26 protein-coding genes and 1 pseudogene are annotated in these 25,797 nt (G+C 63.7%); 15 read left to right on the plus strand and 12 right to left on the minus strand.

Going from position 1 to position 25,797, the window contains the following annotated elements; translation table 11 throughout:
• Nucleotides 1-51: 51 nt before the first annotated feature.
• Nucleotides 52-888: a DUF2189 domain-containing protein gene (locus tag SJH88_RS03795; RefSeq protein ID WP_274753650.1), complete on the plus strand. Its 837-nt coding sequence runs from the start codon at nucleotides 52-54 to the stop codon at nucleotides 886-888.
• Here SJH88_RS03795 and SJH88_RS03800 read toward each other — a convergent pair.
• Nucleotides 845-1,504: an arylesterase gene (locus SJH88_RS03800; protein WP_274753651.1), complete on the minus strand. Its 660-nt coding sequence runs from the start codon at nucleotides 1,502-1,504 to the stop codon at nucleotides 845-847. The two genes, SJH88_RS03795 and SJH88_RS03800, sit on opposite strands and share 44 nt — an antisense overlap.
• 19 nt (nucleotides 1,505-1,523) lie before the next feature.
• On the opposite strand from SJH88_RS03800, the gene SJH88_RS03805 reads away from it, so the two are divergent.
• The 5 genes from SJH88_RS03805 (at nucleotide 1,524) to radC (ending at nucleotide 5,966) form a co-directional block, all read left to right on the plus strand.
• Nucleotides 1,524-2,207: an ABC transporter ATP-binding protein gene (locus tag SJH88_RS03805; protein WP_042416454.1), complete on the plus strand. Its 684-nt coding sequence runs from the start codon at nucleotides 1,524-1,526 to the stop codon at nucleotides 2,205-2,207.
• A gap of 80 nt (nucleotides 2,208-2,287) precedes the next feature.
• Nucleotides 2,288-2,536, plus strand: coding sequence for a DUF3297 family protein (locus SJH88_RS03810; protein WP_042416452.1), 249 nt, complete (start codon nucleotides 2,288-2,290; stop codon nucleotides 2,534-2,536).
• A 223-nt stretch (nucleotides 2,537-2,759) separates the two neighbouring features.
• Nucleotides 2,760-3,959, plus strand: coding sequence for a tyrosine-type recombinase/integrase (locus SJH88_RS03815; RefSeq protein ID WP_073646482.1), 1,200 nt, complete (start codon nucleotides 2,760-2,762; stop codon nucleotides 3,957-3,959).
• A complete protein-coding gene (locus SJH88_RS03820; RefSeq protein ID WP_073646483.1) occupies nucleotides 3,956-5,122 on the plus strand; it encodes a PDDEXK nuclease domain-containing protein in 1,167 nt (388 codons plus the stop codon). Before SJH88_RS03815 ends, SJH88_RS03820 begins: the two co-directional genes overlap by 4 nt.
• A gap of 334 nt (nucleotides 5,123-5,456) precedes the next feature.
• A complete protein-coding gene (gene radC / locus SJH88_RS03825; protein ID WP_073646484.1) occupies nucleotides 5,457-5,966 on the plus strand; it encodes a RadC family protein in 510 nt (169 codons plus the stop codon).
• A 52-nt stretch (nucleotides 5,967-6,018) separates the two neighbouring features.
• On the opposite strand, the gene SJH88_RS03830 is transcribed toward radC, so the two are convergent.
• From SJH88_RS03830 to SJH88_RS03845, 4 genes are read right to left on the minus strand one after another with little or no spacing between them, the layout of a single operon-like run.
• The gene (locus tag SJH88_RS03830) at nucleotides 6,019-7,218 is read right to left on the minus strand and encodes a DGQHR domain-containing protein (protein ID WP_073646485.1); all 1,200 of its coding nucleotides are present in this window, start codon (nucleotides 7,216-7,218) and stop codon (nucleotides 6,019-6,021) included.
• Nucleotides 7,211-7,837 (minus strand): hypothetical protein, encoded by a 627-nt coding sequence (locus SJH88_RS03835; protein ID WP_124164490.1) that lies wholly within the window; start codon nucleotides 7,835-7,837, stop codon nucleotides 7,211-7,213. The genes SJH88_RS03830 and SJH88_RS03835 overlap by 8 nt, the downstream gene beginning before the upstream one ends.
• Nucleotides 7,828-8,769 carry a DNA adenine methylase gene (locus SJH88_RS03840; RefSeq protein ID WP_079867145.1) on the minus strand — a complete coding sequence of 314 codons (942 nt, stop codon included), beginning with the start codon at nucleotides 8,767-8,769 and terminating at the stop codon, nucleotides 7,828-7,830. The genes SJH88_RS03835 and SJH88_RS03840 overlap by 10 nt, the downstream gene beginning before the upstream one ends.
• On the minus strand, nucleotides 8,741-9,034 hold the full coding sequence (locus SJH88_RS03845; protein ID WP_073646486.1) for a helix-turn-helix domain-containing protein: 294 nt from the start codon (nucleotides 9,032-9,034) through the stop codon (nucleotides 8,741-8,743). The genes SJH88_RS03840 and SJH88_RS03845 overlap by 29 nt, the downstream gene beginning before the upstream one ends.
• A gap of 268 nt (nucleotides 9,035-9,302) precedes the next feature.
• Between SJH88_RS03845 and SJH88_RS03850 the strand changes: the two genes are divergently transcribed.
• The 9 genes from SJH88_RS03850 to SJH88_RS03890 all read left to right on the plus strand — a co-directional run bounded on the left by SJH88_RS03850 (nucleotide 9,303) and on the right by SJH88_RS03890 (nucleotide 16,857).
• On the plus strand, nucleotides 9,303-9,650 hold the full coding sequence (locus tag SJH88_RS03850) for a DUF2958 domain-containing protein (protein ID WP_073646487.1): 348 nt from the start codon (nucleotides 9,303-9,305) through the stop codon (nucleotides 9,648-9,650).
• 344 nt (nucleotides 9,651-9,994) lie between these two features.
• Entirely contained in the window at nucleotides 9,995-10,771 is a 777-nt protein-coding gene (locus SJH88_RS03855) for a DUF2285 domain-containing protein (protein ID WP_274753652.1), read from the plus strand.
• A gap of 115 nt (nucleotides 10,772-10,886) precedes the next feature.
• Nucleotides 10,887-11,183 (plus strand): helix-turn-helix domain-containing protein, encoded by a 297-nt coding sequence (locus SJH88_RS03860; protein ID WP_073646489.1) that lies wholly within the window; start codon nucleotides 10,887-10,889, stop codon nucleotides 11,181-11,183.
• Nucleotides 11,184-11,209: 26 nt separating this feature from the next.
• Nucleotides 11,210-12,067 (plus strand): replication initiator protein A, encoded by an 858-nt coding sequence (locus SJH88_RS03865; protein WP_073646490.1) that lies wholly within the window; start codon nucleotides 11,210-11,212, stop codon nucleotides 12,065-12,067.
• A 289-nt stretch (nucleotides 12,068-12,356) separates the two neighbouring features.
• Nucleotides 12,357-12,995 (plus strand): ParA family partition ATPase, encoded by a 639-nt coding sequence (parA, locus tag SJH88_RS03870; protein WP_073646491.1) that lies wholly within the window; start codon nucleotides 12,357-12,359, stop codon nucleotides 12,993-12,995.
• On the plus strand, nucleotides 12,992-13,276 hold the full coding sequence (locus SJH88_RS03875; protein ID WP_073646498.1) for a chromosome partitioning protein ParB: 285 nt from the start codon (nucleotides 12,992-12,994) through the stop codon (nucleotides 13,274-13,276). Before parA ends, SJH88_RS03875 begins: the two co-directional genes overlap by 4 nt.
• Nucleotides 13,273-13,830, plus strand: coding sequence for a DUF2840 domain-containing protein (locus SJH88_RS03880; RefSeq protein ID WP_073646492.1), 558 nt, complete (start codon nucleotides 13,273-13,275; stop codon nucleotides 13,828-13,830). Before SJH88_RS03875 ends, SJH88_RS03880 begins: the two co-directional genes overlap by 4 nt.
• Nucleotides 13,827-14,414, plus strand: coding sequence for a S26 family signal peptidase (locus tag SJH88_RS03885; protein ID WP_073646493.1), 588 nt, complete (start codon nucleotides 13,827-13,829; stop codon nucleotides 14,412-14,414). The genes SJH88_RS03880 and SJH88_RS03885 overlap by 4 nt, the downstream gene beginning before the upstream one ends.
• A gap of 448 nt (nucleotides 14,415-14,862) precedes the next feature.
• Nucleotides 14,863-16,857, plus strand: coding sequence for a relaxase/mobilization nuclease domain-containing protein (locus SJH88_RS03890; protein ID WP_274753653.1), 1,995 nt, complete (start codon nucleotides 14,863-14,865; stop codon nucleotides 16,855-16,857).
• Between the two features lie 6 nt (nucleotides 16,858-16,863).
• On the opposite strand, the gene SJH88_RS03895 is transcribed toward SJH88_RS03890, so the two are convergent.
• The 7 genes and pseudogenes from SJH88_RS03895 to SJH88_RS03925 all read right to left on the minus strand — a co-directional run bounded on the left by SJH88_RS03895 (nucleotide 16,864) and on the right by SJH88_RS03925 (nucleotide 25,731).
• Entirely contained in the window at nucleotides 16,864-17,130 is a 267-nt protein-coding gene (locus SJH88_RS03895; RefSeq protein ID WP_008786730.1) for a glutaredoxin family protein, read from the minus strand.
• Between the two features lie 10 nt (nucleotides 17,131-17,140).
• Nucleotides 17,141-17,839: a CopM family metallochaperone gene (gene copM, locus SJH88_RS03900; protein ID WP_274753654.1), complete on the minus strand. Its 699-nt coding sequence runs from the start codon at nucleotides 17,837-17,839 to the stop codon at nucleotides 17,141-17,143.
• 224 nt (nucleotides 17,840-18,063) lie between these two features.
• Nucleotides 18,064-19,260, minus strand: a complete 1,197-nt coding sequence (locus tag SJH88_RS03905) for an MFS transporter (RefSeq protein WP_008786732.1) — start codon at nucleotides 19,258-19,260, stop codon at nucleotides 18,064-18,066.
• 91 nt (nucleotides 19,261-19,351) lie between these two features.
• The gene (locus tag SJH88_RS03910; RefSeq protein ID WP_019396549.1) at nucleotides 19,352-19,744 is read right to left on the minus strand and encodes a MerR family transcriptional regulator; all 393 of its coding nucleotides are present in this window, start codon (nucleotides 19,742-19,744) and stop codon (nucleotides 19,352-19,354) included.
• A 50-nt stretch (nucleotides 19,745-19,794) separates the two neighbouring features.
• A complete protein-coding gene (locus tag SJH88_RS03915; RefSeq protein ID WP_274753655.1) occupies nucleotides 19,795-21,300 on the minus strand; it encodes an efflux transporter outer membrane subunit in 1,506 nt (501 codons plus the stop codon).
• Between the two features lie 20 nt (nucleotides 21,301-21,320).
• Nucleotides 21,321-24,496, minus strand: a pseudogene (locus SJH88_RS03920) (efflux RND transporter permease subunit).
• Entirely contained in the window at nucleotides 24,493-25,731 is a 1,239-nt protein-coding gene (locus SJH88_RS03925; RefSeq protein WP_021162752.1) for an efflux RND transporter periplasmic adaptor subunit, read from the minus strand. Before SJH88_RS03925 ends, SJH88_RS03920 begins: the two are co-directional and overlap by 4 nt.
• Nucleotides 25,732-25,797 lie beyond the last annotated feature (66 nt).

Consider the following 25,797-nt stretch of genomic DNA (forward strand, 5'->3'; position numbering starts at 1 on the left):
ATTGACGCCTGCGGGTGGCTATGTTTTCCTGTCTCCCACAGGAGGACAGCCATGGCAACACCGGATTCCCCCGTGCATGTGGTCGCCGCCAGCGAGGGCGCGCCCATCGTCATTCGCAGCGTCGGGTGGCAAGAACCCTTGCGCTGGCTGGCCGCCGGCTGGTGTGACATCCGCCGCGCCTGGGGCGTGGCCCTGTTCTACGGCAGCTGTTTCTGGCTGATGGCGCTGGCGCTGGCCTGGGTGTTTCGGGCCAGCCCGGAATACACCATGTCGCTGGCCAGCGGCTGCCTGCTGCTGGGGCCGTTTCTGGCCATGGGGCTGTACGACACCAGCCGCCGCCTGGAGCAGGGGCTGGCCCCGGACCTGGGTCAGTCCATCACCTGCTGGGACAAGCAACTGGCCAGCATGGGCATGCTGGTGCTGGTGCTCATCGTGCTGGAGCTGCTGTGGGGCCGCGCGTCGCTGGTGGTGTTTGCCGTGTTCTTCAACACTGGCATGCCGTCCACCACCGGCGTGGTCCAGGCCCTGTTCAGCGTCGACAACTGGGAATTCATCGCGGTCTACACCGCCGTCGGTGGCGTGTTTGCGGCCCTGGTGTTTGGCAGCACTGTCGTCTCGCTGCCGATGATGCTGGACCGCGGCACCGATGCCATGACCGCCGCCATCACCAGCTTGCGCGTGGTGACCACGCAGACCGGGGTGCTGGTGCTGTGGGGGCTGCTGATCGTGCTGCTGGTGGCGGCCGCCTTGCTGGTGCCCTGGCATTGGCCGCTGGTGGTGGTGGGGCCGTGGCTGGGCTGCGCCAGCTGGCACGCCTATCGGGCTTGCGTGGGATCGCAGCCAGTCACAGCAGAGGGCGCAGCACCGGCCACACGTTCTCCAGCATGAGCGGCTGGGCCTGGGCGTTGGGGTGGATGCGGTCGGCCTGGAACAGGGCCAGCGGGTCCTTGCCATCGGCCACGCCCTGCAGGAAGAAGGGCAGCAGCGCGGCCTTGCGCTCCTGCGCCACGCTGGCAAACAGCTGTTCAAAATCCTGGGCGTATTGCCGGCCGTAGTTGGGTGGCATCTGCATGCCCAGCAGCAGCACCTTGGCGCCGGCCTCCTGCGCCGCCTGGGTCATCCAGCGCAGGTTGTCGCGCGTGCCGGACAGCGGCAGGCCGCGCAACGCATCGTTGCCCCCCAGCTCGATGATGACCACGCTGGGCCGGTGCTGGCTCAGCAGGCCCGGCAGCCGCGCGCGCCCGCCCGAGGTGGTGTCGCCACTGACGCTGGCATTGGTGACCTGCACCGGCTGCGGGTGCTGCGCCAGGCGCTGCGCCAGCAGGGCCACCCAGCCCGTGCCGCGCGCCAGGCCGTATTCGGCGCTCAGCGAATCCCCGACCACCAGCACATGCTTGGCAGGGCGCGCCTGCGCCTGCACGCCGCCGGCCAGGGTGGATAGGCCCAGGGCCAGCGAGGACGCGATAAAGTGGCGGCGGTGTTTCTTTGTTTGTGCGTCTTGCATGCTAGCGATAAGGCCTTTCATGTCTGCTGAATTGATGTCTGCCCCGGTGATCGAAGTCGAGCACCTGCATAAAACCGTGAGCGACTCCACCGGTGCGCTGGAGATTTTGCGGGATATCCATTTCAGCCTGCAGCCCCGACAGACCGCAGCCATCGTGGGGGCATCGGGCTCGGGCAAGAGCACCTTGCTGTCGATGCTGGCCGGGCTGGACACCCCCACGCAGGGCACGGTGCGCCTGCAGGGGCAGGACATTTTTGCACTGGACGAGGATGCGCGCGCGGCCTTGCGTGGACAGAAGATGGGTTTTGTGTTCCAGAGCTTCCAGCTGCTGCCGAACCTGACGGCACTGGAAAACGTGATGCTGCCGCTGGAGCTGGCCGGCGTGCGCAGCGCGCGCCAGCAGGCCAGCGAGATGTTGCAGCGCGTGGGGCTGGGCCAGCGCCTGGGGCACTACCCCAAGCTGCTGTCCGGCGGGGAGCAGCAGCGTGTGGCCCTGGCGCGTGCCTTTGTGGTGCAGCCGGCCGTGCTGCTCGCGGATGAGCCCACGGGCAGCCTGGACTTCGCCACCGGGGCAGCGGTGATGGCGCTGATGCTGTCGCTGAACCGCGAGCTGGGCACGACCCTGGTGCTGGTCACCCACGACCGCGAGATTGCCGCGCAGTGCGAGCGCACCCTGACCATCGAGGCCGGGCGCCTGGTGTGAGTGCCAGGGCATTGCCAAATGCACGACAATCGCCGCATTCGTGAATTGGGGCCCTGTGCCCGCAGACCTGGAAATTTTTTATGACTGACGCTATCGCCCGCCCAGAATTGCCCGATCACCTGTCGATCGACCCCAGCAGCAAGTTCTTCGTGGCGGCCGTGTTCGAGCACGACATCGGCATCCGCTTCAACGGCAAGGACCGCAACGATGTGGAGGAATACTGTGTGAGCGAAGGCTGGGTGAAGGTGCCGGCCGGCAAGACCCTGGACCGCAAGGGCCGTCCCCTGCTGATCAAACTCAAGGGCACGGTGGAAGCCTACTACCGCTGAGTACGAATCGGCCCAGCCCCCTGCAGCAGCCTTCGGGCTGCTTTTTTGTTTCACGATGACTCCAGTACCGTAATTCGCTGGACTACGCCAAGGCTCGATACAGCAGGTTTATCAATTACTTAGGCGAGTTCAACATATGCCGGTGCTTTCCGAAACTTGACCCGGCTTCCCCTCGCGTGGCTCCCATGCGGCTCTTGGAAACCGGGCTTTCCGAGGAGTCATCGTGGCAAGAATAAAACTCACCAAGTCCGCAGTCGATGCGACGCAACCTCAAGACAAGGCCATCGAACTGCGGGACACCGTGGTGCCCGGCTTCCTGTGCAAGATCACCCCGGCAGGGCGCAAGGTCTTCATGCTTCAGTACCGCACGAACGCCGGCGAGCGCCGCAAGCCCGCCTTGGGCCAGTACGGGGAACTGACGGTCGATCAGGCGCGCACGATGGCGCAGGAGTGGCTGGCCGAGGTTCGCCGGGGCGGCGACCCCAGCGCGGCCAAGAATGCCGCGCGCAAGGCGCCGACCATGAAGGAGTATTGCCACACCTTCATGGAGGACTACTCCAAGCAGCGCAACAAGCCCAGCACGCAGCGCGGCTATCAGGGCGTGATTGACCGTTGCATCATCCCGATCATGGGGCGGATGAAGGTGCAGGACGTGAAGCGCCCGGACGTGGCCGCGCTGATGAAGAAGCTGGCCTACAAGCAGGCCGAAGCCAACCGCACCTTCGGCGTCTTGCGCAAGATGTTCAACCTGGCCGAAGTGTGGGGGCTGCGCCCAGACGGCACGAATCCGTGCCGACACGTCCCGATGTACCCGCCCGGCAAGGAAACCCGGCTCATCGTGGACGATGAGTTGGTGCGGATCTTCCGCCAGTTGGAGAAGCTGGAGGCCGAGGGGCTGGAGAACTACGTCATTCCGCTGGCGATTCGCCTGCAATTCGAGTTCGCCGCACGGCGCTCGGAAATCTGCCCGCTCGAATGGGCATGGGTTGATCTGGAAAAGCGCCGCGTCGTCTGGCCCGACAGCAAGACGGGTGGCATCTCCAAGCCCATGAGCGAGGAAGCCTATCGGCTGCTTTCGACGGCACCGCGCCGGGAAGGCTGCCCCTATGTCCTACCGTCGCCGAACGACCCGACCCGGCACCTGACCCACGGCGAGCACTACGGCGGCTGGACGCGCGTGCTCAAGGCGGCAGGCGTGCCGCATGTCGGTACACACGGCATCCGCCACCGGGCGACGACCGACATTGCCAACTCGGGTGTTCCGACCAAGGTGGGCATGAAGCTCACAGGTCACAAGACCGTGGCGATGTTCATGCACTATGTTCATACCGAGGACAAGCCGGTGCGGGACGCGGCCGAACTGGTGGCGAATCGGCGGCTGGCGATTACCGGGGCATCCCGTTCTATGGAGGCGACAGCATGACAAGGAAGACGCCTGTGGCAACGCGGAAGCCCGCCGCCTTACCTGCCGGCTACGCCGGCATCCACGGCGGCATCGTCGAGCTGCTGGATGCGGCGCGCCAGGCGGCGGCGCGCAGTGTCAATGCAATGATGACCGCCAGCTATTGGGAAATCGGCCGCCGGATCGTCGAGGCCGAGCAGAAAGGCAGGCGGCGGGCTGGTTACGGCGAGCAATTGATGGAACGCTTGTCCGCCGACCTGACGGCCCGATTCGGGCGCGGGTTCGGCGTCAACAACCTGGAGAGCATGCGGCGTTTCTACCTCGCGTACCCCCAACCAGAGATTTCCCAGACACTGTCTGGGAAATTGGGAAACGAGTCGCCCCCTGAGAAATCCCAGACAGTGTCTGGGAAATTGAGTCTGTCCGAACTGGCTCAGGTCTTTACCCTGCCGTGGTCGGCCTATGTCCGGCTGCTGTCGGTCAAGGATGACCATGCCCGCCGGTTCTACGAGACCGAAGCACTGCGCGGTGGCTGGAGCGTGCGCCAGCTCGACCGGCAGATAGGCAGCCAGTTCTATGAACGCACGGCCTTGTCCAAAGACAAGGCCGTGATGTTGGTCAAGGGTGCGGCGGCCAAGCCCGAGGATATCGTCACGCCCAATGACGCCATCAAAGACCCGTATGTGCTGGAGTTCCTTGACCTCAAGGACGAGTACTCGGAATCCGACCTGGAAGCGGCCTTGATCCAGCGGTTGGAAGACTTTCTGCTGGAGCTGGGCGAAGGCTTCACCTTCGTTGGGCGGCAGCGCCGGTTGCGCATCGACCAGACCTGGTACCGGGTGGATCTGCTGTTCTTCCATCGCAAGCTGCGCTGCCTGGTCATCATCGACCTGAAGTTGGGCAGCCTGACCCATGCCGATGTGGGGCAGATGCATATGTACTGCAACTATGCCAAGGAGCATTGGGCCTACCCGGACGAGAACCCGCCGGTGGGCCTGATTCTGTGTGCCGACAAGGGCCATGCTTTGGCGCGGTATGCGCTGGATGGCTTGCCAACCAAGGTGATGGCGGCGAACTACCGCACTGTGCTGCCAGATGCCGAGTTGTTGCAAAAAGAACTGGAGAACACGCGGCGGCTGCTCGAATCTCGCGGAGCGCTGTCCTTCAAGGACGGCAAGCCATAGTTGTGCGTCCCGGCGTACCGCCGTCGGGCTCGCGGGCTGCGCCCCGTGCTTCGTGCCGAATCACAGCCATTCGGCGCTGATCCCTGACGCCTCCGGCCTGGATCGTTGATCCGGGCCTGCGCGTGCTGCGCACTTGCCAACGGCGGGTGTGTGGCTGAGTGGGGTGTAGGCGGTCTTGCTGTTCCCTTCACCGTATCACGGCGTTCTCGCCGTCAATGACTGCGCGTGCTCGCACGCTTGCGGCCTAGTGGCCGTCTTCGATCTCTGACTGCTTGCGCTGCGCCGTGCTGGCAACGGTTCCGGGCAATTCCGCCCGAGCAACCGGAGCACGATTATGTCGCAACTGTCCTTTTCCTCGTTCGATGACGCTTTGCTGGTGCGTGACGCCCAAGGGCGCTACATGCCGGCATCGGTGGATCAAATTCTCGAAGCGGCGCGCCAGGCCATCGAGTTGAAAATGCAGCGTGGTGCTGAGTTCACTTCCCCGGCGCTGGTCAAGGAGTACCTGCGCAACAAGCTGGCAGGCTTCGAGCATGAAGTCTTTACAGTGCTGTTTCTGGACACGCGCCACCGGCTGATCGAGTACCGGGAGATGTTCCACGGCACCATCGACAGTGCATCGGTGTATCCGCGTGAAGTGGTCAAGGAAGCCCTGCGGCTCAATGCGGCGGCGGTCATCCTCTCGCACAACCATCCGAGCGGGAATCCTGAGCCGTCACAGGCCGACAGGGTGTTGACGCAGCGGCTGAAAGAGGCTCTGACGCTGGTGGAAGTTCGCACGCTGGATCATGTCATCGTGGCCGGTGCAAACACGGTGTCGTTTGCAGAGCATGGCTTGTTATGACACACGGGGGCTATTGCCCCCGTTTTCTGATACGAGGAAGGACATTCGGGACTTACCCGTCTAGCATATCTTCGAGCGATATCTCCCCACGCAACATCTTTAAGAACGTGGCTTGTCCACCACTGCCTGGTGCGAAATTTCGGGTTGTAAAGTCTTCGTCTTTTAACTCGATGTGATCCAGTTTTTTATAAAATTCATTCACGGACGGAATCAGTCCATAGTTTCCTTGCGCAAGTTCTGGATACGCATCTTCTCGCAAATAAATCATGAAGGCTTTAAAGGCGTTTGATCGAGGAAGGAGATTGCCCACGCGATCAGTTGCATTCCATGAGTCTGGCCATTTTTTCTCAACTGCCTTAAAGTAGTTGTAAATTATTTCGGTAATATCAATCTCTTTTCCATCAATAAATAAATTTCTAAATGGAAATTTTTTCAAATCAGATCCAGCGACGTGCTTTATTTTCTTCCCTGCCAAGAGATCATTTCTATCTTGAACGGGGTTGGGTGAAATGAATTTAACTAAAGATTCAACAAAGGATGCTTGTGTCAAGGGCTCTTTTTTTCGACCTGGCGTAGCTGTTCCTAGCCGCTTAATCCTTTGATATAGCGGGCTGCTTGGCTCTTTATCCAATGCCACCGCTACATTGTGGCATGTCTTATGAGGACTTGATGTTTTTGCCAGCTCCGTCAGGTCATACACAAGGCTTTTATTAACTTTTGTTTGCGCAAGATTTACGGTTGCAAATATATTTGCCTGCTCGGAGACATCCGCCCCGATAAATATCGCAACATTAATATCAAAATCTCGCTCATCGTAATCAAAACACCAATTATTGTTTTCATCCATGAAGGCAGCAATGCGGTGTTGACCATCTATAACTTTTGCAATTCTAGCGTAAGGTATTGAGTCTGCCTCATCAGAGGCATCGGCTTGATACTCCTTAAGAACCAGTGTGCCGATGCCGTTCCCATCTGAGTCATATTCAGCGCACTTTTCATCCACAGCAAGGATAACTGATGTTGGAAATGTCGAATCCTCTCCTTCGATATATTGCTTTATTTCTTTAATTCTCTTGGGGCTGACAGGGCGCTGGATACCAAGATATTTCTCAAGGTCACGCTGGTCTTTGGCTAACCGCCTTACATCCGAGAAGGATATATCTACTAGGTCTTGTGCCCTTATTGATGCGATATAAAAATCGCCAATTGGCTGGCGGACTTTCAGGACTGTAAGCTTTAATTCTTTACTCATCACCAGACTCCCGAGCACGCAGCCTTGCAGAAAAATCGTTCACTATATTTTTTTCAGAGCTTCTATTCTCCGATACAAAATCACCTCTCCATGCTCCATCAAGGAGCGTGAGATACCAGCAGTATAAAGAAAAGATGTAGATTGGCAGTGATAAACTACTTAGGTAGTAGCCGAGAAACGAGTTTTGGAAGTCACTCGACCCTGCCTTAATCTGCCCGAAAGCAATAGCGGTCAAGATCATGATGACGATTGAAATCAACGCCAGCAACCCGTAGCCCTTGAATAACCTTCTAACGCTTTGTACTATTTTTTCGCCAAATTGAGTTTCTGATGATTCTTGGTACTTCTCAAAAATCATATAGAAAATAGGCGTAAGAAATGTGGCGGTGTACACAAATAATTCTGAAACTGTAATGGACTCTCTTAGCTTCAGCAGAAGCTTTACTCCCACACCCGAGGTTCCATCTGGTATTGGCGACAGAAATACAGCGACGATGACAGGAAGGCTGGTCAAAATCCAAAGCGTAGAGAATTTCTTTAATGCTGTTTTATGAGCATTCAGAGGAAAATGCACCAGGCATTGAATTAGAGGCAGGCGGCCGATGGTCTTTAGTAGCATTTGATGACGACCTCCTCGTACCTGCCCCGAGCGGAAGATTTCCCGGCTATGATGCTGGCTCTATTTAACGTTGAGATCTCGCCTAGGTTTTCATATAGGCGTTTTATGCTGTCATGGCAGGCGTTAGTCACAAGCACTTTTGCCCCTCGTGATACAGCAAGCTCGACGGCATCACGAAGTCGAACCTGGTCTTCCCAGGAAAATATACTTTCGTTGTACTTTAGAAAGCCGTTGTAGTTATGTTTGACTGTATAAGGAGGATCTATAAAAACAAAATCCCCCTGCCCGGCCTTTTCAAGAGCAATTTCAAAGTCGCCAGAGAGAAGCTCTACATTTTTTAAGCACAAGGCGATTTTTTCAAAATCATCAGTCGACAGAACTACATTCTGCTTCGTTCCTATTGGGACGTTGAATTCACCTTTCTTATTTACCCGGTATAAGCCATTCCAACAGGTTCTGTTTAGGTAAATAAATTGCGCTGCTCGTGTTTCTGGCGTGCGTAACCGCTTTCGGCGAGTTTGATAATAATATTCTGAAGAGTGATTTTTGTGATGAACTCGAAGCAAATCTGCAACTTTCTTCCAGTCGCTTTTTATTGCCTCATAAACTTCTATGAGCTTTTCGTTTTTATCGCAAAGAATAGCGGAATGCGGAAGCAGGCTAAAAAAAACTGCGCCACTACCCACAAAAGGCTCGATATATCTTTCGTGCTCTATATTTAGAAGGTGTGAGTGCTTTTCGACCAACCACCTTTTCCCTCCTGCCCATTTCAGAAAAGGCGAGGTTTCTTGATAGTGGCTATTCGCGTGCGGTGGGGCGGGAATGATTTTTGTTTCGCAAAAACCTTCCTCCAACTCCAAAGAGACCCCTTCGATCGTTGCAACAGCAGCGCATTGGAATGGGTTATTTTCCCTTGATTGCCTCAAGCCCATTTTCTGTTTCCTTCATCAATTCAGAAGCGCTGCATCCCAGTGCTCTAGCAATTTTCAAGATAATCGCCAGAGTGGGCATATGCTCTCCTCGTTCAATCTTCCCCATATGTGAGCGCTCGATTCCTGCACGATTTGCCAAAGTTTCTTGCGCAACACCCTGTGCAGTCCTGATAGAGCGTACTGCGGCGCCAAACGCTTGTGCCGGCTCCGCTTCAAAGGTTGTCGCGCCCGTCGGTCGGCCACGCTGGATGGATCGCTTCTGCATATGCAGAAGTTTCAGTTTGTACAAAATTTAAAACCACGTTATATTTAACTCATTCATCCGATCCCACTTGTTTTTGTGCCTTTGAAGAAATCCACATCAGCGGCTTTCTTCAAAAGCGGAGAGCCTGATCCGTGTCTTTCCTGACTTCCGTACATGCGCCTGCGTGGCTCTACGCTTCTGCGGATTCGTACGCTTGCGCATTTGTGCATCAGGGCGCAAGCACGAATGCGCTTCAGCGCTTGCGTGCATTCGTGCAAGGCGCGCGGTCGTGACCCCGCTTGTCACCGAGGACGACCGGGCGCGGCTGCTGGCCCACGGCCAGGCCCGCGCCGCCGGGCAGGATACCGACCCGCTGCCCGTGGTGCGGCTGTTCACCCCCGACGCGCACGCAACCTGGCTGCTGGCCTCGCTCGATCCCACCGACGGCGATACGGCCTATGGCCTGATCGACCTGGGCATCGGGATGCCTGCCCTGGGCACGGTGAAGCTCTCCGATCTGGCGTCCATCGTCGGGCCGCGCAAGCAGCCCGTGATGCGCGATCGTTACTTTCAACCGACACGGCGGCTGTCGGAGTATGTGCGGCTGGCCGAAGAAGACGGTTCGATACCGGACTGATGCAGGCCCGCGCAGCGAGGCCAAGCGCAGCGCATTGTGACTATTTCCGTCTCACTCAAGACCCGCCCGGTCTGAATCCGCATTCTTGCACCGAAGCGGTGCAACTCTGATGTAAACAGTCATGGTCTTTGGCCCGGGCTGCGGCACGGTATCGGCTGCTGACCGTCGATTCCAGGCGGCACAGCCGTCGCATTCAGACGATTTTCGCAATGCACCGGAGCCAATCGGACTTGACACCCGTAGTTTCAGCTTAACCCGATAACGATGACGTTTTGATGTTGAAACGATAGCTCCCGCATGCCGAGCCGCAGCGACGTTCCTGCTGACTGACAGGAGGTTGCGTCATGGCTGGCCCGAGTGCCGAACATCGAGAACACTGGTATCCGACCGCTGCGTATCTCTACACGCTGCATCTTGATGGCCCGGCCTTGGCCTGGGAGTACCTGCGCCGCAATCCCGACTACCGGCTAGACTGGCTGCGCCGTCGCCGCCGCCCGGATGCGGCGCACCGCTGGGGCCTGCGCCTGCTGGAAGATCCCGCCCTAGACGCACGTGACGCGCATCCGGCCTGGTTTCCCGACCACGATGCCGTGGTGCAGCTTTATCCCGATGCCGACCCACCGCCCGAAGTCTATGCCTTCGAGTTCTGGTGTGTTCCCGGCCGCAAGCATCTGATCCACGACGGCAAACGCCTGGTGCTGGTGTCGCGCTGGCCCGGTTGCTGCCTGCGGCTCGCGCTGGCGCCGGGCCTGGAAGACGGCATGGCCTACCTCTACGCTACCCGCGCCTGCGCCACACCCTGCGCGCGTTATCAGGCACTGGTGGCCGAACTGGACAAGCTGGCGGCGCTGCCGGATGCCGTGCCTGCGGCAATGGCCCGTTCCCGGCCCACGCTCGCGGCGGTGCAGGAACTGCACACGCTCCAGGCGCTTGACGCGACCCTGGCCGGCGCGTCCTTGCGCGAGGTGGCCGAAGGGTTGTTCGGCGTGGATGCCGTGGCCGCCGACTGGCACGCCGACAGCGCCTTGCGTGCCCGCGTGCGGCGGCTGGCGCGTCGCGGCGAGGCGCTGATGCGCGGCGGCTATCGCAGCCTGGCGCAGCTTGGGCCAGTTGCATCGTAGCAAGGGGGGACGTTTTGCACTCCCTGCAATTCGTCCCTTAGCAGGAAGCCTGAATTTCTCGAAAGTGCCTCCATCCGGCCGCGTGGTGTGGCCGGGCTTGATGGAGGTAAATCCCATGCGACCCGCTCCCTTGCGGCCCTCTGTAACCGCTCCTTCCGCTGCTGTTGCTGCGCCCGCGCAGCCCCAACGCTATCTGACCAACGACGAAGCCGCCGACTACCTGCGGCTGTCGCCCCGCACGCTGGAGAAACAGCGCGTGATCGGCGGCGGGCCGAAGTTCCGCAAGTTCGGCCGGCGCGTCATGTACGCGGTGGCCGACCTGGATGCCTGGGCCGATGCGCGCAGCTTCGATGCCACCTCCGACCCGGAGTACGCCGAGCGCCATGCGGGTGACTACCGTGATCGCCGCTGATCGCAGGTTCACGGGTGGCCGCCGTCATGTCCAGTCTCGCGCTGCCGCCCCGGCAGCGGTCGGTGCAGGAGCGCGAACAGCTCGACCTGTTTCGCGCCTTGCCGGGCGACATGGCGCCGCGCGACAGCCAAGACTTGATGGCCTATCCGTTCTTCTCGCTGGCGAAGTCCAAGCGGGTCAAGCCCATCGACTTCCGGGCGGGCAACGTGACGATCCGCGTGGAAGGCACGACCGAGCATGGCATCGCCACGATCTGGGATGCCGACATCCTGATCTGGGCCGCCAGCCAGATCGTGGAGGCGCAGGACGCGGGCCTGCGGCCATCGCGGCTGATGCACGCCACGCCCTACGAGATCCTGCGCTTCATCGGGCGCGGCACCGGCTCACGCGACTACCAGCGTCTCAAGGCCGCGCTCGACCGGCTGCAATCGACCACGGTGGCCACGTCCATCCGCGAGACCACGGGAAGGCGGCTGCACCGCTTCTCGTGGATCAACGAGTGGAAGGAACTGGCCGACGCCAGCGGCACGCCATTGGGCATCGAACTGATCCTGCCGGACTGGTTCTACGCCGGCGTGCTCGATGCCGCCCTGGTGCTGACCATCGACCCGGCGTATTTCCGGCTGACCGGCGGTATCGAGCGATGGCTGTACCGGCTGGTACGCAAGCACGGTGGCAGGCAGGAATACGGCTGGCAGTTCGATTTCCGCTACCTGCACCAGAAGTCCGGCAGTACCGCCAAACCTTACGACTTCGCCTGCGACCTGCGCGCGCTGGTGGCGCGGCAGTCGCTGCCCGGCTACGTCCTGGGCATCGAGCGGATGCCGGACGACGGAACGGAGTTATTGACCTTCCGACCCGTGCCGTCCACGGCACGGGGATAACTCCGGGACAACCTGTGAATAGTGTCGTGCTATCAGGCGTGCGGGGTATCGTGCTATCAGGCGTGGCCCTATCGTGCTATCAGGCGTGCCAATCGGCCGAAAACCCGCGCCAGCATTGGGTTTGCGCGCTCTCTAACATACATAACTTAAATTCTCTAACTTTTAGTAGAGAAGCGCCGCTGCGGTGGACAACCGCCACGCGGCCACAAACGGCAGGCAATCCAAGCCGCCAGAAATCAGGTTTTGCAGGCGACTCGAAGCAAGGCTTTCCAGCACGGAGGGCCGCGCCATGATCGTCGCGTTACTCAACCAAAAAGGCGGCGTCGGCAAGACCACGCTCGCCACCCACATCGCCGGCGAACTGGCGATGCGCGGCCAGCACGTCGTCCTGCTGGATGCCGACCCGCAGGGTTCATCGCTGGACTGGACGCAGCGCAGAAGCCAGCAAGGCTTGCCACGGCTGTTCAGCGCCGTGGGCCTTGCACGCGAAACGCTGCACCAAGAGGCGCCAGAACTCGCCCGCCGCGCAGATCACGTCATCATCGACGGGCCGCCGCGCATCGCCGCCTTGGCGCGCTCCGCGCTGCTGGCAGCCGAGCGCGTGCTGATTCCGGTGCAGCCCAGCCCCTACGACTTGTGGGCCAGCGCCGAGATGGTGGCACTGATCCGTGAGGCGCAGGTGTTCCGGCCTGCGCTGCGCGCGGCCTTCGTCATCAACCGCCGCGTTAGCACCACGGTGATCGGTCGGGAGGCGCGGCAATCGCTGGCCGAACAGCCGTTGCCGGCGCTGCGCGCTGAGGTTCGGCAAAGGATCGTCTTCGCCGACAGCGTGGCCGCTGGTCGACTCGCCCGCGAGACGGCGCCCGACAGCGCCGCCACCCGCGAGATCGCCGCGCTGGTCGATGAACTGCTGCGGTGGCCGACATGACCGCACAGTCGCCACCGAACAGCAAGCGCACGGCCAAGCGCATTGGCATCGGTGCGCGCCCACCGGCGAATCCGCACGCTGAGGCGTGGATTCGCCAGGGCGACGCTGATGCGCTCAATAAGGGCGACCTCTACACCGCACGCCTGACCCTCGACGTGACGCCAGCGCTGCGCGCGCGCATCAAGATCGCCGCCTTCGGTCAGGGCGTGACCGTGGCCGAACTGCTCCGCGGCCTGCTGGAACGGGAGTTTCCCGAGACCCGCACGGAGAACCTGCCATGAACGCATCCATCGCACCTGCCGCGAACGCGGTCACGGCTTCTGCATCGACCACGCCAGCGACTTCGCTTTCGACACTCGCCCGCCAGGCCGGCAACGTGCCGCTGACGCGCGTATCGCTGGCCTACATCGAACCGCGCTTCAAGCTCTACCTGCGCTTCGGCGAACCTGCGCGCACGCTCCAGCTCGACCGCTGGCGGCGCTGCGCGGTGTTCCTGCCGAACGCTGTTCTCTGCCGCATCCGCTGGCAGACCAACGACTACGGCACGATCCGCTGGCAGCTCATGGTGATGCAGGCTGGCACGCCATTGGATGCCTTGCAGCGCATCCCCGGCGTGCGGCCAGGCGCACGTCTGCTGCTGCACGCCGAGGATGACGCCAACGTGCGCGCCGTGTTGGAACGCATCGACGGCATCGAGGCGCTGGGCATCGCCGCGTCTGCCGTCTCGCCCGCGTACTGGCGCACGCTGGGCAACCGTCTGGAGGCCCGCCTGCCGCTGCCCGAATACACCGCCGAGCGGCATTCCGCGTGGCTCGCTGGGAAGGCGCTGCCATGACGACCGTTTCCACTTCGTCCGCCTCGCCGCATCCTCGCTCGCGCCTGCGCGCTCGCATCGTGCTGGCGGGCTTCGCCGCAGTCGGCCTCGCTGCGCTGGCCTGGGCGGCGTTCGTGCAACCGCTGCCGCGCCTGACGTACAACCCATCCGACAGCGTGGCGGTCGGATGGTATCGCATCGAACCGTTCGACCCGCGCACTGCTTCGCTGCTACGTCCGTTGTCCGTGGACAGCATCGTGCTCGTGCCGTTGCCAGTCGAGGTAGCCGCACTGGCTGCGCAGCGCGGCTACCTGCCGACGCGCGTTCCGCTGCTCAAACGTGTGGGCGCAGTCGCACCGCAACACGTTTGCATCGTCGCTGGACAGGTACGCATCGACGGCGTGCCTTCGGCCGCCGTGCTGCCTGCCGACCGGCTGGGCCGGTCGCTGCCATCCTTGCAGCTTTGCCGCCACCTCGAACCGGGCGAGCTGTTCCTGTTGAGCGTGACAAAGCCGGCATCGTTCGACAGCCGCTATTTCGGGCCGGTCAGCGCATCCACCGTGATCGGCGTTGCGCATCGGGTCTGGCTGGAGGCACGCCCATGATGGCGGCCGATTCGCTGCACGCTGCCGTGCATCTCATCGTGCCATCGGGCATGTCGTTCTGGCTGCTGCCGCCATGTCGTCGCGCGTGCAGTGCGGGTGCATTCGCACCGCACTTCGCGCTGCCATCCAGTGTGCAGGCGTCTTGCCTCGAACGCGCCCGGCTAGCGGCCATCGGCGTGTCCCTCTGCGCGTTCGCCGGCGGGCTGGCTGCAAGCAGCACAGCACCGCCGGGCCGCCGACGCCTGGAGCACCAGCGACAGGCAAAGGCGGAAGGCAAGACAAAAGGACGCGGCACCGGGCCGCGTCGAAAGCCAGTCTGCACATGGGGGTGGCGCGGCACGGAGCGGCTTTGCCGCCGTGCCGCGTTCGGCGCGAAGGTCGCGCCAATGCAGGCATGTCCGCGTGCTTCGCACGACAGGACACGCCAGAGCTTGCAGGGAGCGCAGCCATGACCGACCGCCGCGACGACGATTTCCGCGTGCGCCCCAGCGCCCCGAAGAACCGGGGCAAGGGCCAGGGGCAGAGCTTCGTTTCCAAGGTGCTCAAACAGGCGGGCAAAGCCAGCAGCGGCAAGTCCACGGTGCGCCGTCCGGCATCGGCGAGTGGCACCGGCCAGCGGCCCGGCTCGCGCCTGGGGCGCGGCCACACGGCAGCACGCTTCGCCGGGGCGAAGCTGACGCCTATGTCGCGGCGCGCGACCATCAAGACGCTGCTGGTGAACCACCAGCGGGCCAGCCCGCAGTCGCTCGCCAAGCACCTGCGCTACATCGAGCGCGACGGCGTGGGCCGCGACGGCGAGCCGGGCCAAGCCTACGGGCCGCAGACAGACGTGGCCGATCTCGACGCCTTCAAGGAACGCTGCGCCGACGACCGGCACCATTTCCGCTTCATCCTCTCGCCCGAGGATGGCGCGGAGCTGGAAGACCTGCGCACCTACACGCGGCACCTCATGGGCCGCATGGAGGCCGACCTGGGTACGGGCCTCGATTGGGTGGCCGTGAACCACTGGAACACCGACAACCCGCACACGCACATCGTCGTGCGCGGGCGCGACGACACCGGCAAAGACCTCATCATCGCGGGCGACTACATCGCCGATGGCTTCCGCTATCGCGCCGCCGAGCTGGCGACCGAATGGCTGGGGCCGCGCACCGAACTGGAGATCCAGCAGACCTTGCAGCGTGAGGTGGAGCAAGAGCGGTGGACGAGCCTGGATCGCACCCTCAAGCGTGAGATAGGCGAGGCCGGCGGCGATGGCCTGGTGCGCGTCGAAAGGTTCAACGCCCCCCGCTTGCAGCGCCAACGCCTGATGCTAATCGGCCGCCTGCAACGCTTGCAGCGCCTGGGCCTGGCCGACGAGATGCAGCCGGGCACCTGGGCCGTCCATGCCGACGCCGAAAAGACCCTGCGCGCCCTGGGCGAGCGCGGCGACATCATCCGCACCGTGCAGCGGGCCATGCGCGGCGAGCCGCGCGAGCTGGCCGTGTTCGAGCCGGGGGACGATGGCCGAACCATCCTCGGCCGTGTGGCCGCGAAGGGGCTGGCCGACGAGCTGCGCGACCGGGGCTATCTGGTCATCGACGGGGTGGACGGCAAGGCCCATTACGTCGCGCTCAACGCCCGCGACGAGCTGGCGAACTACCCGAGCGGCGCCGTGGTGGAGGTGAAAGGCTCGGCCGACGTGCGCGCAGCCGACAAGAACATCGCCGCGCTGGCGAGCGATGGCCTGTACCGCACTGACCATCACCTGGCGATCGGGCAGGGCCGGGCCAAGGCCGGACGCGACCCGCAAGAAGTCGTCGCCGCCCACATCCGCCGGCTGGAGGCCCTGCGTCGGGCCGGCATTGTGGAGCGCGTTGCCGAAGGGCTATGGAAGGTGCCGGACGACCTGGCCGAGCGTGGCCGCCAGTACGACGCGCAGCGCCTGGGCGGCGTGGCCGTGGAGCTGAAATCGCACTTGCCCATCGAGCGGCAGGCCCGCGTGATCGGGGCCACGTGGCTCGACCAGCAGTTGATCGGCGGCGGCTCGGGCCTGGGCGACCTGGGCTTTGGTGGCGAGGCCAAACAGGCCATGCAACAGCGCGCCGACTTCCTGGCCGAACAGGGGCTGGCCGAGCGGCGCGGGCAGCGCGTGATCCTGGCGCGCAACCTGCTGGGCACACTGCGCAACCGGGAACTGGCACAGGCCGCGAAGGGCATTGCCGCTGAAACCGGCCTGGAGCATCGCCCGGTGGCCGACGGGCAGCGCGTGGCTGGCATCTACCGGCGCAGCGTCATGCTCGCCAGCGGGCGCTACGCGATGCTGGACGACGGCATGGGATTCAGCTTGGTGCCGTGGCGGCCGGTGATCGAGCAGCGGCTGGGGCAGCATATCGCCGCCGTGGTGCGCGGTGGCGGCGTATCTTGGGAGCTTGGACGGCAGCGCGGGCCAAGTATTTCTTGAGACCCTTCATCTACTTGTCGAACGGCCGAGCGCCTTCATCAGCCCCGGCTTCTGGCTCGCAAAGGTGCCATAGAAGACCTCATTACCGATGAGCGTGATCGGAGCCACGCGCACGCCGGTTCGTGACTTGGCTTCCGCAGAAATCTTCGGGTCGGTCAGGTCGCGTTCTTCAAACACGATGCTCTGCTGGGACAGCCACTCCTTCAGCACCCGACAGTCCGGGCAGGCTGGAGTGCTATAGATGATGATGCGCGGGGTGCTGGCTTGGTTCATGGTCGTGCCTTCACTTTCCCCGAGCGGCAAGCCAGCTCTTCATCATGGCGATCTCTCCTTCGTGCGCAGAGATAACCTCCTGAGCCAACTCGCGGACCTCCGGGTCCTTGCCGTACTGCAACGCCACCTTGGCCATGTCGATCGCGCCCTGGTGATGCGGGATCATGCCGCGCATAAAGTCCACATCGGCATCGCCGCTGAAGTCAATCATCATGTCGGCGTGCATGCGGTCATTGCCGGCAGGGTAGGCGGTCGTCGAGGCGTCGCCCGAGCTGCCGGTCGCCGCCTGTTGGCCGCGTTCTCCAAGCCACTTATTCATCATGGCGATCTCGCCTTCCTGCGCAGAGATAACCTCCTCAGCCAACTTGCGGACCTCCGGGTCCTTGCCGTACTGCAACGCCACCTTGGCCATGTCGATCGCGCCCTGGTGGTGCGGGATCATGCCGCGCATGAAATCGACGTCGGCGTTGCCAGTGAACTGCGCTCCCATCCCCGCGTGCATCTGGTCGTTCACGGCGCGATACGCGGTCGTGGAAGGGCTGTCATTGGCCGAGGCGCTGGAGGGCATCGCGTGCCCTTGGTGATCTCCGCTCGCATTGGCCTGCATCACTTCACCCGACGGGACCACCTTCTTCTGAACGGCCATCAGGCCGATGGCGACCACGACGGCGCCCGCAATGAACAACAGGCTGAACTTGTTGACTCTCATGAAAAACTCCTTGAATGAGATTGATGGAGTCACTGTAGGGCTTCCCATTGTTGGAAGGTCAAGCCCCTCATTTCGCCGTTGATGCCGATGAAGACCCTCGGCGCAAGATCCAGTCCTTCACTTCCGCCGCCTACGACAACGCGCTGTCGAAGCTGCAGCGGTGGAAGCAGGTGATGTAGCGCCTGAGGCGACCGCTAGATGGAACACCTCCCGCATCGGCCCGATCAGCCCGGACCTAGCCGCACCGGCTTTCGCGCGGTCTGCCACAGCAGCGGCACCAAGATCAGCGCCAGGGCCGGGAAGATCATCCAGTTGACCGCCTGCCAGCCCGAGCTGTGCAGGATCGATCCCGCGAGGAACGACACGGCCGCCGTGGCGGCGAAGACGAAGAAATCGTTCATGCCCTGCGCCTTGCTGCGCTCGGCCGGGGTGTGGCAATCGGTGACCACCGCCGTCGCGCCGATGAAGCTGAAGTTCCAGCCGATGCCCAGCAGCGCCAGCGAGCCCCAGAAGTGGGACAGGCCGAGCCCGCCCAGGGCCACCACCCCGGAGGCGGCGAGCAGCACCATGCCCACGGCGGTCACGCGCTCCTTGCCGTAGCGCACCATCAGCCGCCCAGTGAAGAAGCTCGGCCCGAACATCGCCAGCAGGTGCCACTGGATGCCCAGGGCGGCGTTGTCCACCGAATGCCCGTGGTTGACCATCGCCACCGGCGCGGCGGTCATCACGAACGCCATCACCCCATAGGACACCACGCCCGCGGCCACGGCCAGCGCGTAGCGCGGCATCGCCAGGAGCTGCAGCACCGTGCGGCCGCTGTCGGCGGCGGCTTCGGCCGGGGTCTGGCGCGGCGTGCGCAGCATCAGCAAGATCGGCAGGGCGATCAGCGGCAGCAGCGCCTGGCTGAGGAAGCTGCCGACGTAGGGCGTGCCCGCTACCGCGTCGCGCGTGAAGATCACCAACTGCGGCCCGATGATGGCACCCGCGAGACCCCCCACCATCACCCAGGAAATCGCCTTGGCCTTGAGCGCGTCCTCGGCGGTGTCGGCGGCTGCGAAGCGGTAGCTCTGCACATACGCGCCGTAGAAGCCCGCCAGGAAGGTGCCGGCGCAGAAGATCCAGAACGAGGCCAGCATGATGCCCAGCGCGGCGATCAGGCCCGAGGCCACGCCGAAGCCGACCCCGACCACGTATCCGTTGCGGCGGCCATGGCGCCGCATGATGAACGCCGCAGGCAAGGTGCCGATGGCAAGACCCAGGCCGAACAGGCTCACGGGCAAGGTGATCCAGGCCGAGTCCTTGGCAAGCTGCTGGCCGACCAGCCCGCCCAGCGACATCACGATGGGCGCGCTGGCGCCACCGAGCGCCTGCGCGGCGGTGAGAACGCCGATGTTTCGGCGCGTGATGCTCTGGTCGGTCATGGGCGGTCTTTCTTGTTCGTTTGTCTGGCCGGAAATATTACACGCATGAATATATGTTCAGTTATCCGACCATGATTCGGCCATGCGATGCTCATGAACCGCCGCAACCTGGTCGCTCCTCGCAAATCTCCCGAGCGGCAGAAGGAACAGCCTGCCGTTCCAATGCGAGCAGGTGCTCTTTCACCCGGGTCAGTTGCGCCATGCGTTCCTCGACATAGGCGAGATGGTCCCGGACAGCCTGCGTCAGCAGCTCGGGTTCCGGGGACTCGCGATGCGTCCAGCCCAGCAAGTTGCGCATGTCATCCAGGCCGATGCCCGACGCGCGGTAGTTGCGAATCAGGTAAAGCCGCTCGACATGGGCCGGGCCATAGCGCCGGTAGTTGTTGCGGGACCGCTCGGGAGCGGGCAGCAGGCCCTCCCGTTCGTAGAACCTGATGTTCTCAGGGGGCGTGCCGGTCAAGCGCGCGAGTTCACCAATCCTCATCCAGCTCTCCGCGCGCAGCGATGGGGGACGCCACCGCTGCGCGCCGGCCCTCATCCCGGCGACCGGGCGGACTGCTGCGCCGTGGCGCCCGATTGCACCGTGTGCTCAGTCCAGCCGCCGCCCAGCGCCTTGTACAGATGGATGAGGTTGTTCAGCCGCGTCAGGCGCGTGCGCACCAGGGTCTGCTGCGTGCCGTAATGCGTGCGCTGCGCGTCGAGTACAGTGAGGTTGTCGTCCACGCCCTCCTGGAAGCGCTGCTCGGCCAGCTCGTAGGCCTTCTGGCTGGCCGCCACCAGGAGCTGCTCCGCGCGGATCTGCTCATCGAGCGTGCGCTTGCCCGCCAGGCCGTCGGCCACCTCGGCGAAGGCCGCCTGGATGGACTTCTCGTAGTTGGCGATCTCGATGCGCTTCTGTACGTGCGCCACGTCCAGGTTGGCGCGCAGCGCGCCGCCGCGGAAGATGGGCAGCGAGATCTGCGGCAGGAAGCTCCAGGCCCGCGAGCCCGAATCGAACAGGCCGTCCAGCGAAGCGCTGGCCGTGCCCGCCGAGCCCGTAAGGCTGATCGTCGGGAAGAACGCGGCCCGCGCCGCGCCGATGTTGGCGTTGGCGCCGATCAGCATCTGCTCGGCGGCGCGGATGTCCGGCCGGCGCGCGAGCAGTTCGGACGGCAGGCCGCTCGGCAGGCCGGTCGGCACGATGTCGTCCGGCAGCGCCATGGCCTCGTCAAGCTGCCGGGACAGCTCCGGCGTCAGCGGCTGGCCCAACAGCAGCACCAGCGCGTTGCGGTCCTTGGCCGCCTGCCGTGTGTAGGCGGCATGGTTGGCCTCGGCGGTGCGCAACGCGATCTCTGCGCGGCGCAGGTCGAGCTGCGTGGAGTTGCCCGCTTCCACCAGTTGGGTGGTCAGCCCGTAGGAGCGCTTCTGCGTGGCGAGGGTGTCGCTCGTCAGGCGCAGCAGTTCCTGGTCGGCACGCAGCGTGAGGTAGGCGCTGGCCACCTCGGACACCAGGCTCATCTGCGTGGCGATGCGGGTCTCGTCGAGGGCCAGGTAGGACGCCAGCGCCCGGTCGCTGAGGCTGCGGATGCGGCCCCACAGGTCCAGTTCCCAGGCGGCCGTCACCCCGGCCACGTCGTAGCGCCGGAGCACGTCGCTTTGCCCCGTGGTGCTGAGGTCGGCCGGTACGCGCTCTGACGCGCCGCGGGCGGAAACGCCCAGGTTCGGCAGCATCTCGGCACGCTGGATACGGTACAGCGCCTGAGCCGCCTCCACGTTGAGCGCGGCCTTGCGCATGTCGCGGTTGTTCTCCAGTGAAATGCCGATCAACTGCTGCAGCAGCGGGTCGCGGAAGAAGTCCCGCCAGCCGATCTCGGCCGTGATCGCGTCGTCGGGCGTCGCGGCCGCCGGTTCCACATAGGCCGCGCCCAAGGGATAAGCCGTGTCGATCGGCGCTGCGGGCCGGTCATACTTCGGTGCCATGGAGCAGCCAGTCAACGCCGCCGCGAGGGCGAGCGGCGCCAGCGTCCTGGCGGGTCGTGTGAATGCGAAAGATGTTTTCATGTCGTATGTCCTCCTGGCCGTCATGCGTGCTGGTCGGTCATGCCGACACGGGCATGGCGCGCTTCGCGGCGCAGCGCCAGCTTGCGCACCACGACGTAGAACACCGGCGTCAGCACCAGGCCGAATACCGTCACGCCCAGCATGCCGGCGAACACCGCGATGCCCATGGCGTGGCGCATCTCGGCGCCCGCACCGCTGGCCAGCACCAGCGGCACCACGCCAGCGATGAAGGCGAACGACGTCATCAGGATCGGGCGCAGCCGCAAGCGCGCGGCTTCGAGCACGGCTGCCAGCGGATCGGCCCCTTCGCTTTCCTTCGCGCGGGCGAACTCCACGATCAGGATCGCGTTCTTGGTGGCCAGGCCGATCAGCACCACGAAACCGATCTGCGTGAAGATGTTGTTGTCCCCCCCAGAGAGCCAGACGCCGCGATCGCCGAGAGCAGCGCCATGGGTGCAATCAGCAGCACAGCGAACGGCAGCGACCAACTGTTGTACTGGGCCGCCAGGAACAGGAAGGCGAGCAGCACCGCCAGCGCGAAGATATAGATAGCAGTATTGCCAACTCGCTTTTCCTGGAAAGTCAGGTCCGTCCATTCGTAGGTCATACCGTCAGGCAGCGATTCGCTCACGATCTTCTCAATCGCGGCGGTGGCCTGGCCGGATGAGTAGCCCGGCGCTGGCCCGCCGCTGATGTCCGCCGAGGGGAAGCCGTTGTAATGCATCACCCGGTCGGGGCCGGAACTGCGCTCGATGGTCGCGAACGCGCTCAGCGGGATCATGTCGCCCGCTGCATTGCGCACCTTGAGCATGCCTATGTCCTCAGCCTGCATGCGGAACTGCGCATCGGCTTGGGCCATTACCCGGTAGGTGCGACCGAAGCGGTTGAAGTCGTTGACGTAGAGCGAGCCAAGGTTGACCTGCAGGGTGTCGAACACCTCGGTCAGCGACACGCCCTGCGACTTGGCCTTCACCCGGTCGATGTCCACCTGCAACTGCGGCGCATTGGTCTGGAAGCTGGCGAGCATGTTCGCCAGCTCGGGCGCCTGCATGGCCTTGCCCATGATCTGGCCCTGTGCTTGTGCAAGCGCCTCGGGACCCAGGCCCGCCCGGTCCTCGATCTGCAGCTTAAAGCCGCCCATAGAACCCAGGCCCGGCACCGGCGGCGGCGGGAAGATGCCGACGAAGCCGTCCGGGATCTGGCTGAACTTGCCCATGAGCTTGCCCTGGATGGCGAAGGCCGACAGCGACGGGTCCTTGCGCTCATCGAAGGGCTTGAGCATGGCGAACATCAGCGCGGTGTTCGGCTGGTTCACCGGTCCATTGACCGACAGGCCCGGGAAGGCCACCACGCTCTCGACGCCCGGCTCAGCCAGTGCGATCTTGGTCATCTCCTTGACGACCGCCTCGGTGCGATCCAGCGAGGCGCCGGTCGGAAGCTGGGCGATGCCCACGAGGTAGTACTTGTCCTGGGCGGGCACGAAGCCCGCAGGCACCTTGTGGAAGCCCAGCCAGGTCAGGCCCAGGAAGCCGACGTAGAGCAGCAGCACGATGGCGCTGCCGCGCACCGCGCGGCGCACGCCCCCGACGTAGGAATTCGAGGCGCGGTCGAAGAAGCGGTTGAAGCGGCGGAAGAAGCCGCCGAACACGCCGTCGATGATGCGCGTGACGCGATCGGGCTTGGCCGCGCCGTGGTGCGGCTTGAGCAGGATGGCGGCCAGCGCTGGCGACAGCGTAAGCGAGTTGATCGCCGACAGGATGGTCGAGAACGCGATGGTTAGCGCGAACTGGCGATAGAACTCGCCCTGCAGCCCCGACAGGAACGCCGAGGGGATGAAGACCGCTGCCAGCACCGAGGTGATGGCCAGGATCGGGCCAGTCACTTCATCCATCGCCTTGCGCGCCGCGTCCTTGGGTGATTCGCCCAGCGCTATGTGGCGCTCCACGTTCTCCACCACCACGATGGCGTCATCCACCACGATGCCGATGGACAGCACCAGTCCGAACAGCGACAGTGTGTTCAGCGAGAAACCGAACATGTGCATCACCGCGAACGTGCCGACCAGCGAGACCGGCACGGCGATCAGCGGGATGATCGACGCGCGCCAGGATTGCAGGAACAGCACCACCACGATCACCACCAGGAAGATGGCCTCCAGCAGCGTGACGGCGACGGACTGGAGCGAGGCGCGCACGAAGACCGTGGGGTCGTAGGCGATCCTATACTCAATGCCGTCGGGGAACTTAGCTTGAAGTCGGTCCATTGCCGCGCGCACCGCGCTAGACACATCCAGCGCGTTCGCGCCCGGGCTCTGGATGATCTGTATCCCCACCGCCGGCTCGCCATTGAGCAGGCTGCGCAAAGAGTAGGAATCGGCCCCCATCGAGATGCGGGCGACATCCCGCAGGCGAGTTACCTGGCCGTCGGCGCCCGTCTTCACGACGATCTCGCCGAATTGCTCCTCGCTCGACAGTCGGCCCAGAGTGTTGACCGTGACCTGGAACGCCGCCGAGGCATCCGGCTGCTGACCAACCGAACCAGCGGCAACCTGTATGTTCTGCTCGCGGATGGCGGCAACCACGTCGCTCGCGATCAGCCCACGAGCAGCGACCTTGGCGGGTTCGAGCCAGACCCGCATCGAATACTCCCCGGCGCCCCAGACTAGGACATCGCCGACGCCTGGCGTACGAGCCAGCTCATCCTTCACATGAAGTGTGGCGTAGTTGGAGACGTACAGCGGATCATATCGACCTCCAGGCGAAAGCAAATGCACCACCATGAGAACGTCCGGCGACGTTTTCTCGGTGACAACACCGATGCGCTGAACTTCAGGCGGTAGGCGCGGCAACGCCCGCGAGACCCGGTTTTGCACCTGGATCTGCGCAATGTCGGCGTTGATATGCTGCTCGAAGGAGACGGTGAGCACCATTTTCCCGTCGGTGGACATCTGAGACTGCATGTACATCATGCCTTCTACGCCGTTGATCGCCTGCTCCAGCGGTGATGCCACGGTATCGGCGATCACTTGCGGGTTGGCACCGGGATAGCTAGCGGTGACCTGCACCGTGGGAGGCGTGACCTGCGGGTATTCGCTCAGCGGCAGCTGGAAGTAGCTGATCGCGCCCGCGATCAGCATCAGCACCGACAGGACGATGGCGAAGATGGGCCGGTTGATGAAGAAGCGGGGGAAATTCATTTGCGGGCCTCCGCCGAGCCGGCCGCGCCGTCAGCCTTGGCGGGGTCCGCGCCGGCGGCCGGTGCCGCGGGCGGCTGCATGGGCACCATGCGCGGCGTGACCGCCATGCCGGGGCGCACGAGGCCCTTGATGATGATCTTCTCACCGGCCTGCAGGCTGCCGTTGATGACGCGCAGCCCGTCCACCACCGGCCCCAGTTCGATGGGCCGGTACTGGGCCTGGTTGTTCTCGCCCACGACCAGCACGTAGTTGCGCCCTTGGTCGGTGCCCACGGCCTGATCGTCGATCAGGACGGCCTCGCGCGCCGCGCCGGTGGACAGCTTGACCCGGGCGAACATGCCGGGTGCCATGCGCCCATCCGGGTTGGGCACAACGGCGCGCGCGCGGATCGTGCCGGTGCTTCGGTCAATGGTGTTGCCCACGAAGTCGAGCGCGCCCCTGTGCGGGAAACCCTTGTCCGTGGTCAGCCCGACCTGCACGGGCAGCGAGGCCTTGCCGCCGGCGCCCGCAGCGGGCCGCGAGCGGCTCACGACGTTGAGGTACGTGGCTTCGTCGATGTCGAAGTACACGTGCAGCGGGTCGATGGACACGATCGTGGTCAGCAGCGTGGCCGCGCCGGCGACACCGCCGCTGACCAGGTTGCCCTCGGTCACGAGCACGCGGTCAACGCGCCCGGCGATGGGCGCCGTGACGCGGGCGTAGGACAGATCCAGCCGCGCCGCAGCGACGGCGGCCTTGGCCGCTTGCACCTGGGCCTGGCGCGCACTGCGCGCGGAGACGGCATCGTCGTAGGTCTTGCGCGCGACAGCGCCGGTCGCCACCAGGCGCTCGGCGCGGTCGAAGTCGGCCTGGGCCTGACTGGCCAGCACCTCGGCCTGTTGCAGTTGCGCCGCAGCCGTGTCGAGCGTGACCTGGAACGGTCGGGGGTCGATCTGGAACAGCAGTTGTCCCTTGCGCACCAGGCTGCCCTCGGGGACGCTCACAGCATCGACGGCGCCGCCGACCCGCGAGCGCAGCTCGACGGTCTTGGGCGCGGCCAGGAAGCCGGTGTACTCGGCCGATGGCGCGACCGTGCGGGTGATGACCTCGGCCACGGGCACCTGCGGCGCCATCGGCGCGCCCGCCGGGGGCGCCGCGGCCTTGCCCTCGTCCTTGGCGTCGCGGGCGGCAATCGCTATGCCCCCGACGGCTGCGATGACGCCTGCCACCACAACGATTCTGATTTTTTTACGCATGGAAGTGCCCCTTTCTTGGATGCAGGACTCCGGCCCTTCCGAAGCGCTCTGCAGAAATTTGTGTGG

The organism is Comamonas sp. GCA5 (assembly GCF_036541385.1).
GTDB lineage: Bacteria > Pseudomonadota > Gammaproteobacteria > Burkholderiales > Burkholderiaceae_C > Comamonas > Comamonas aquatica.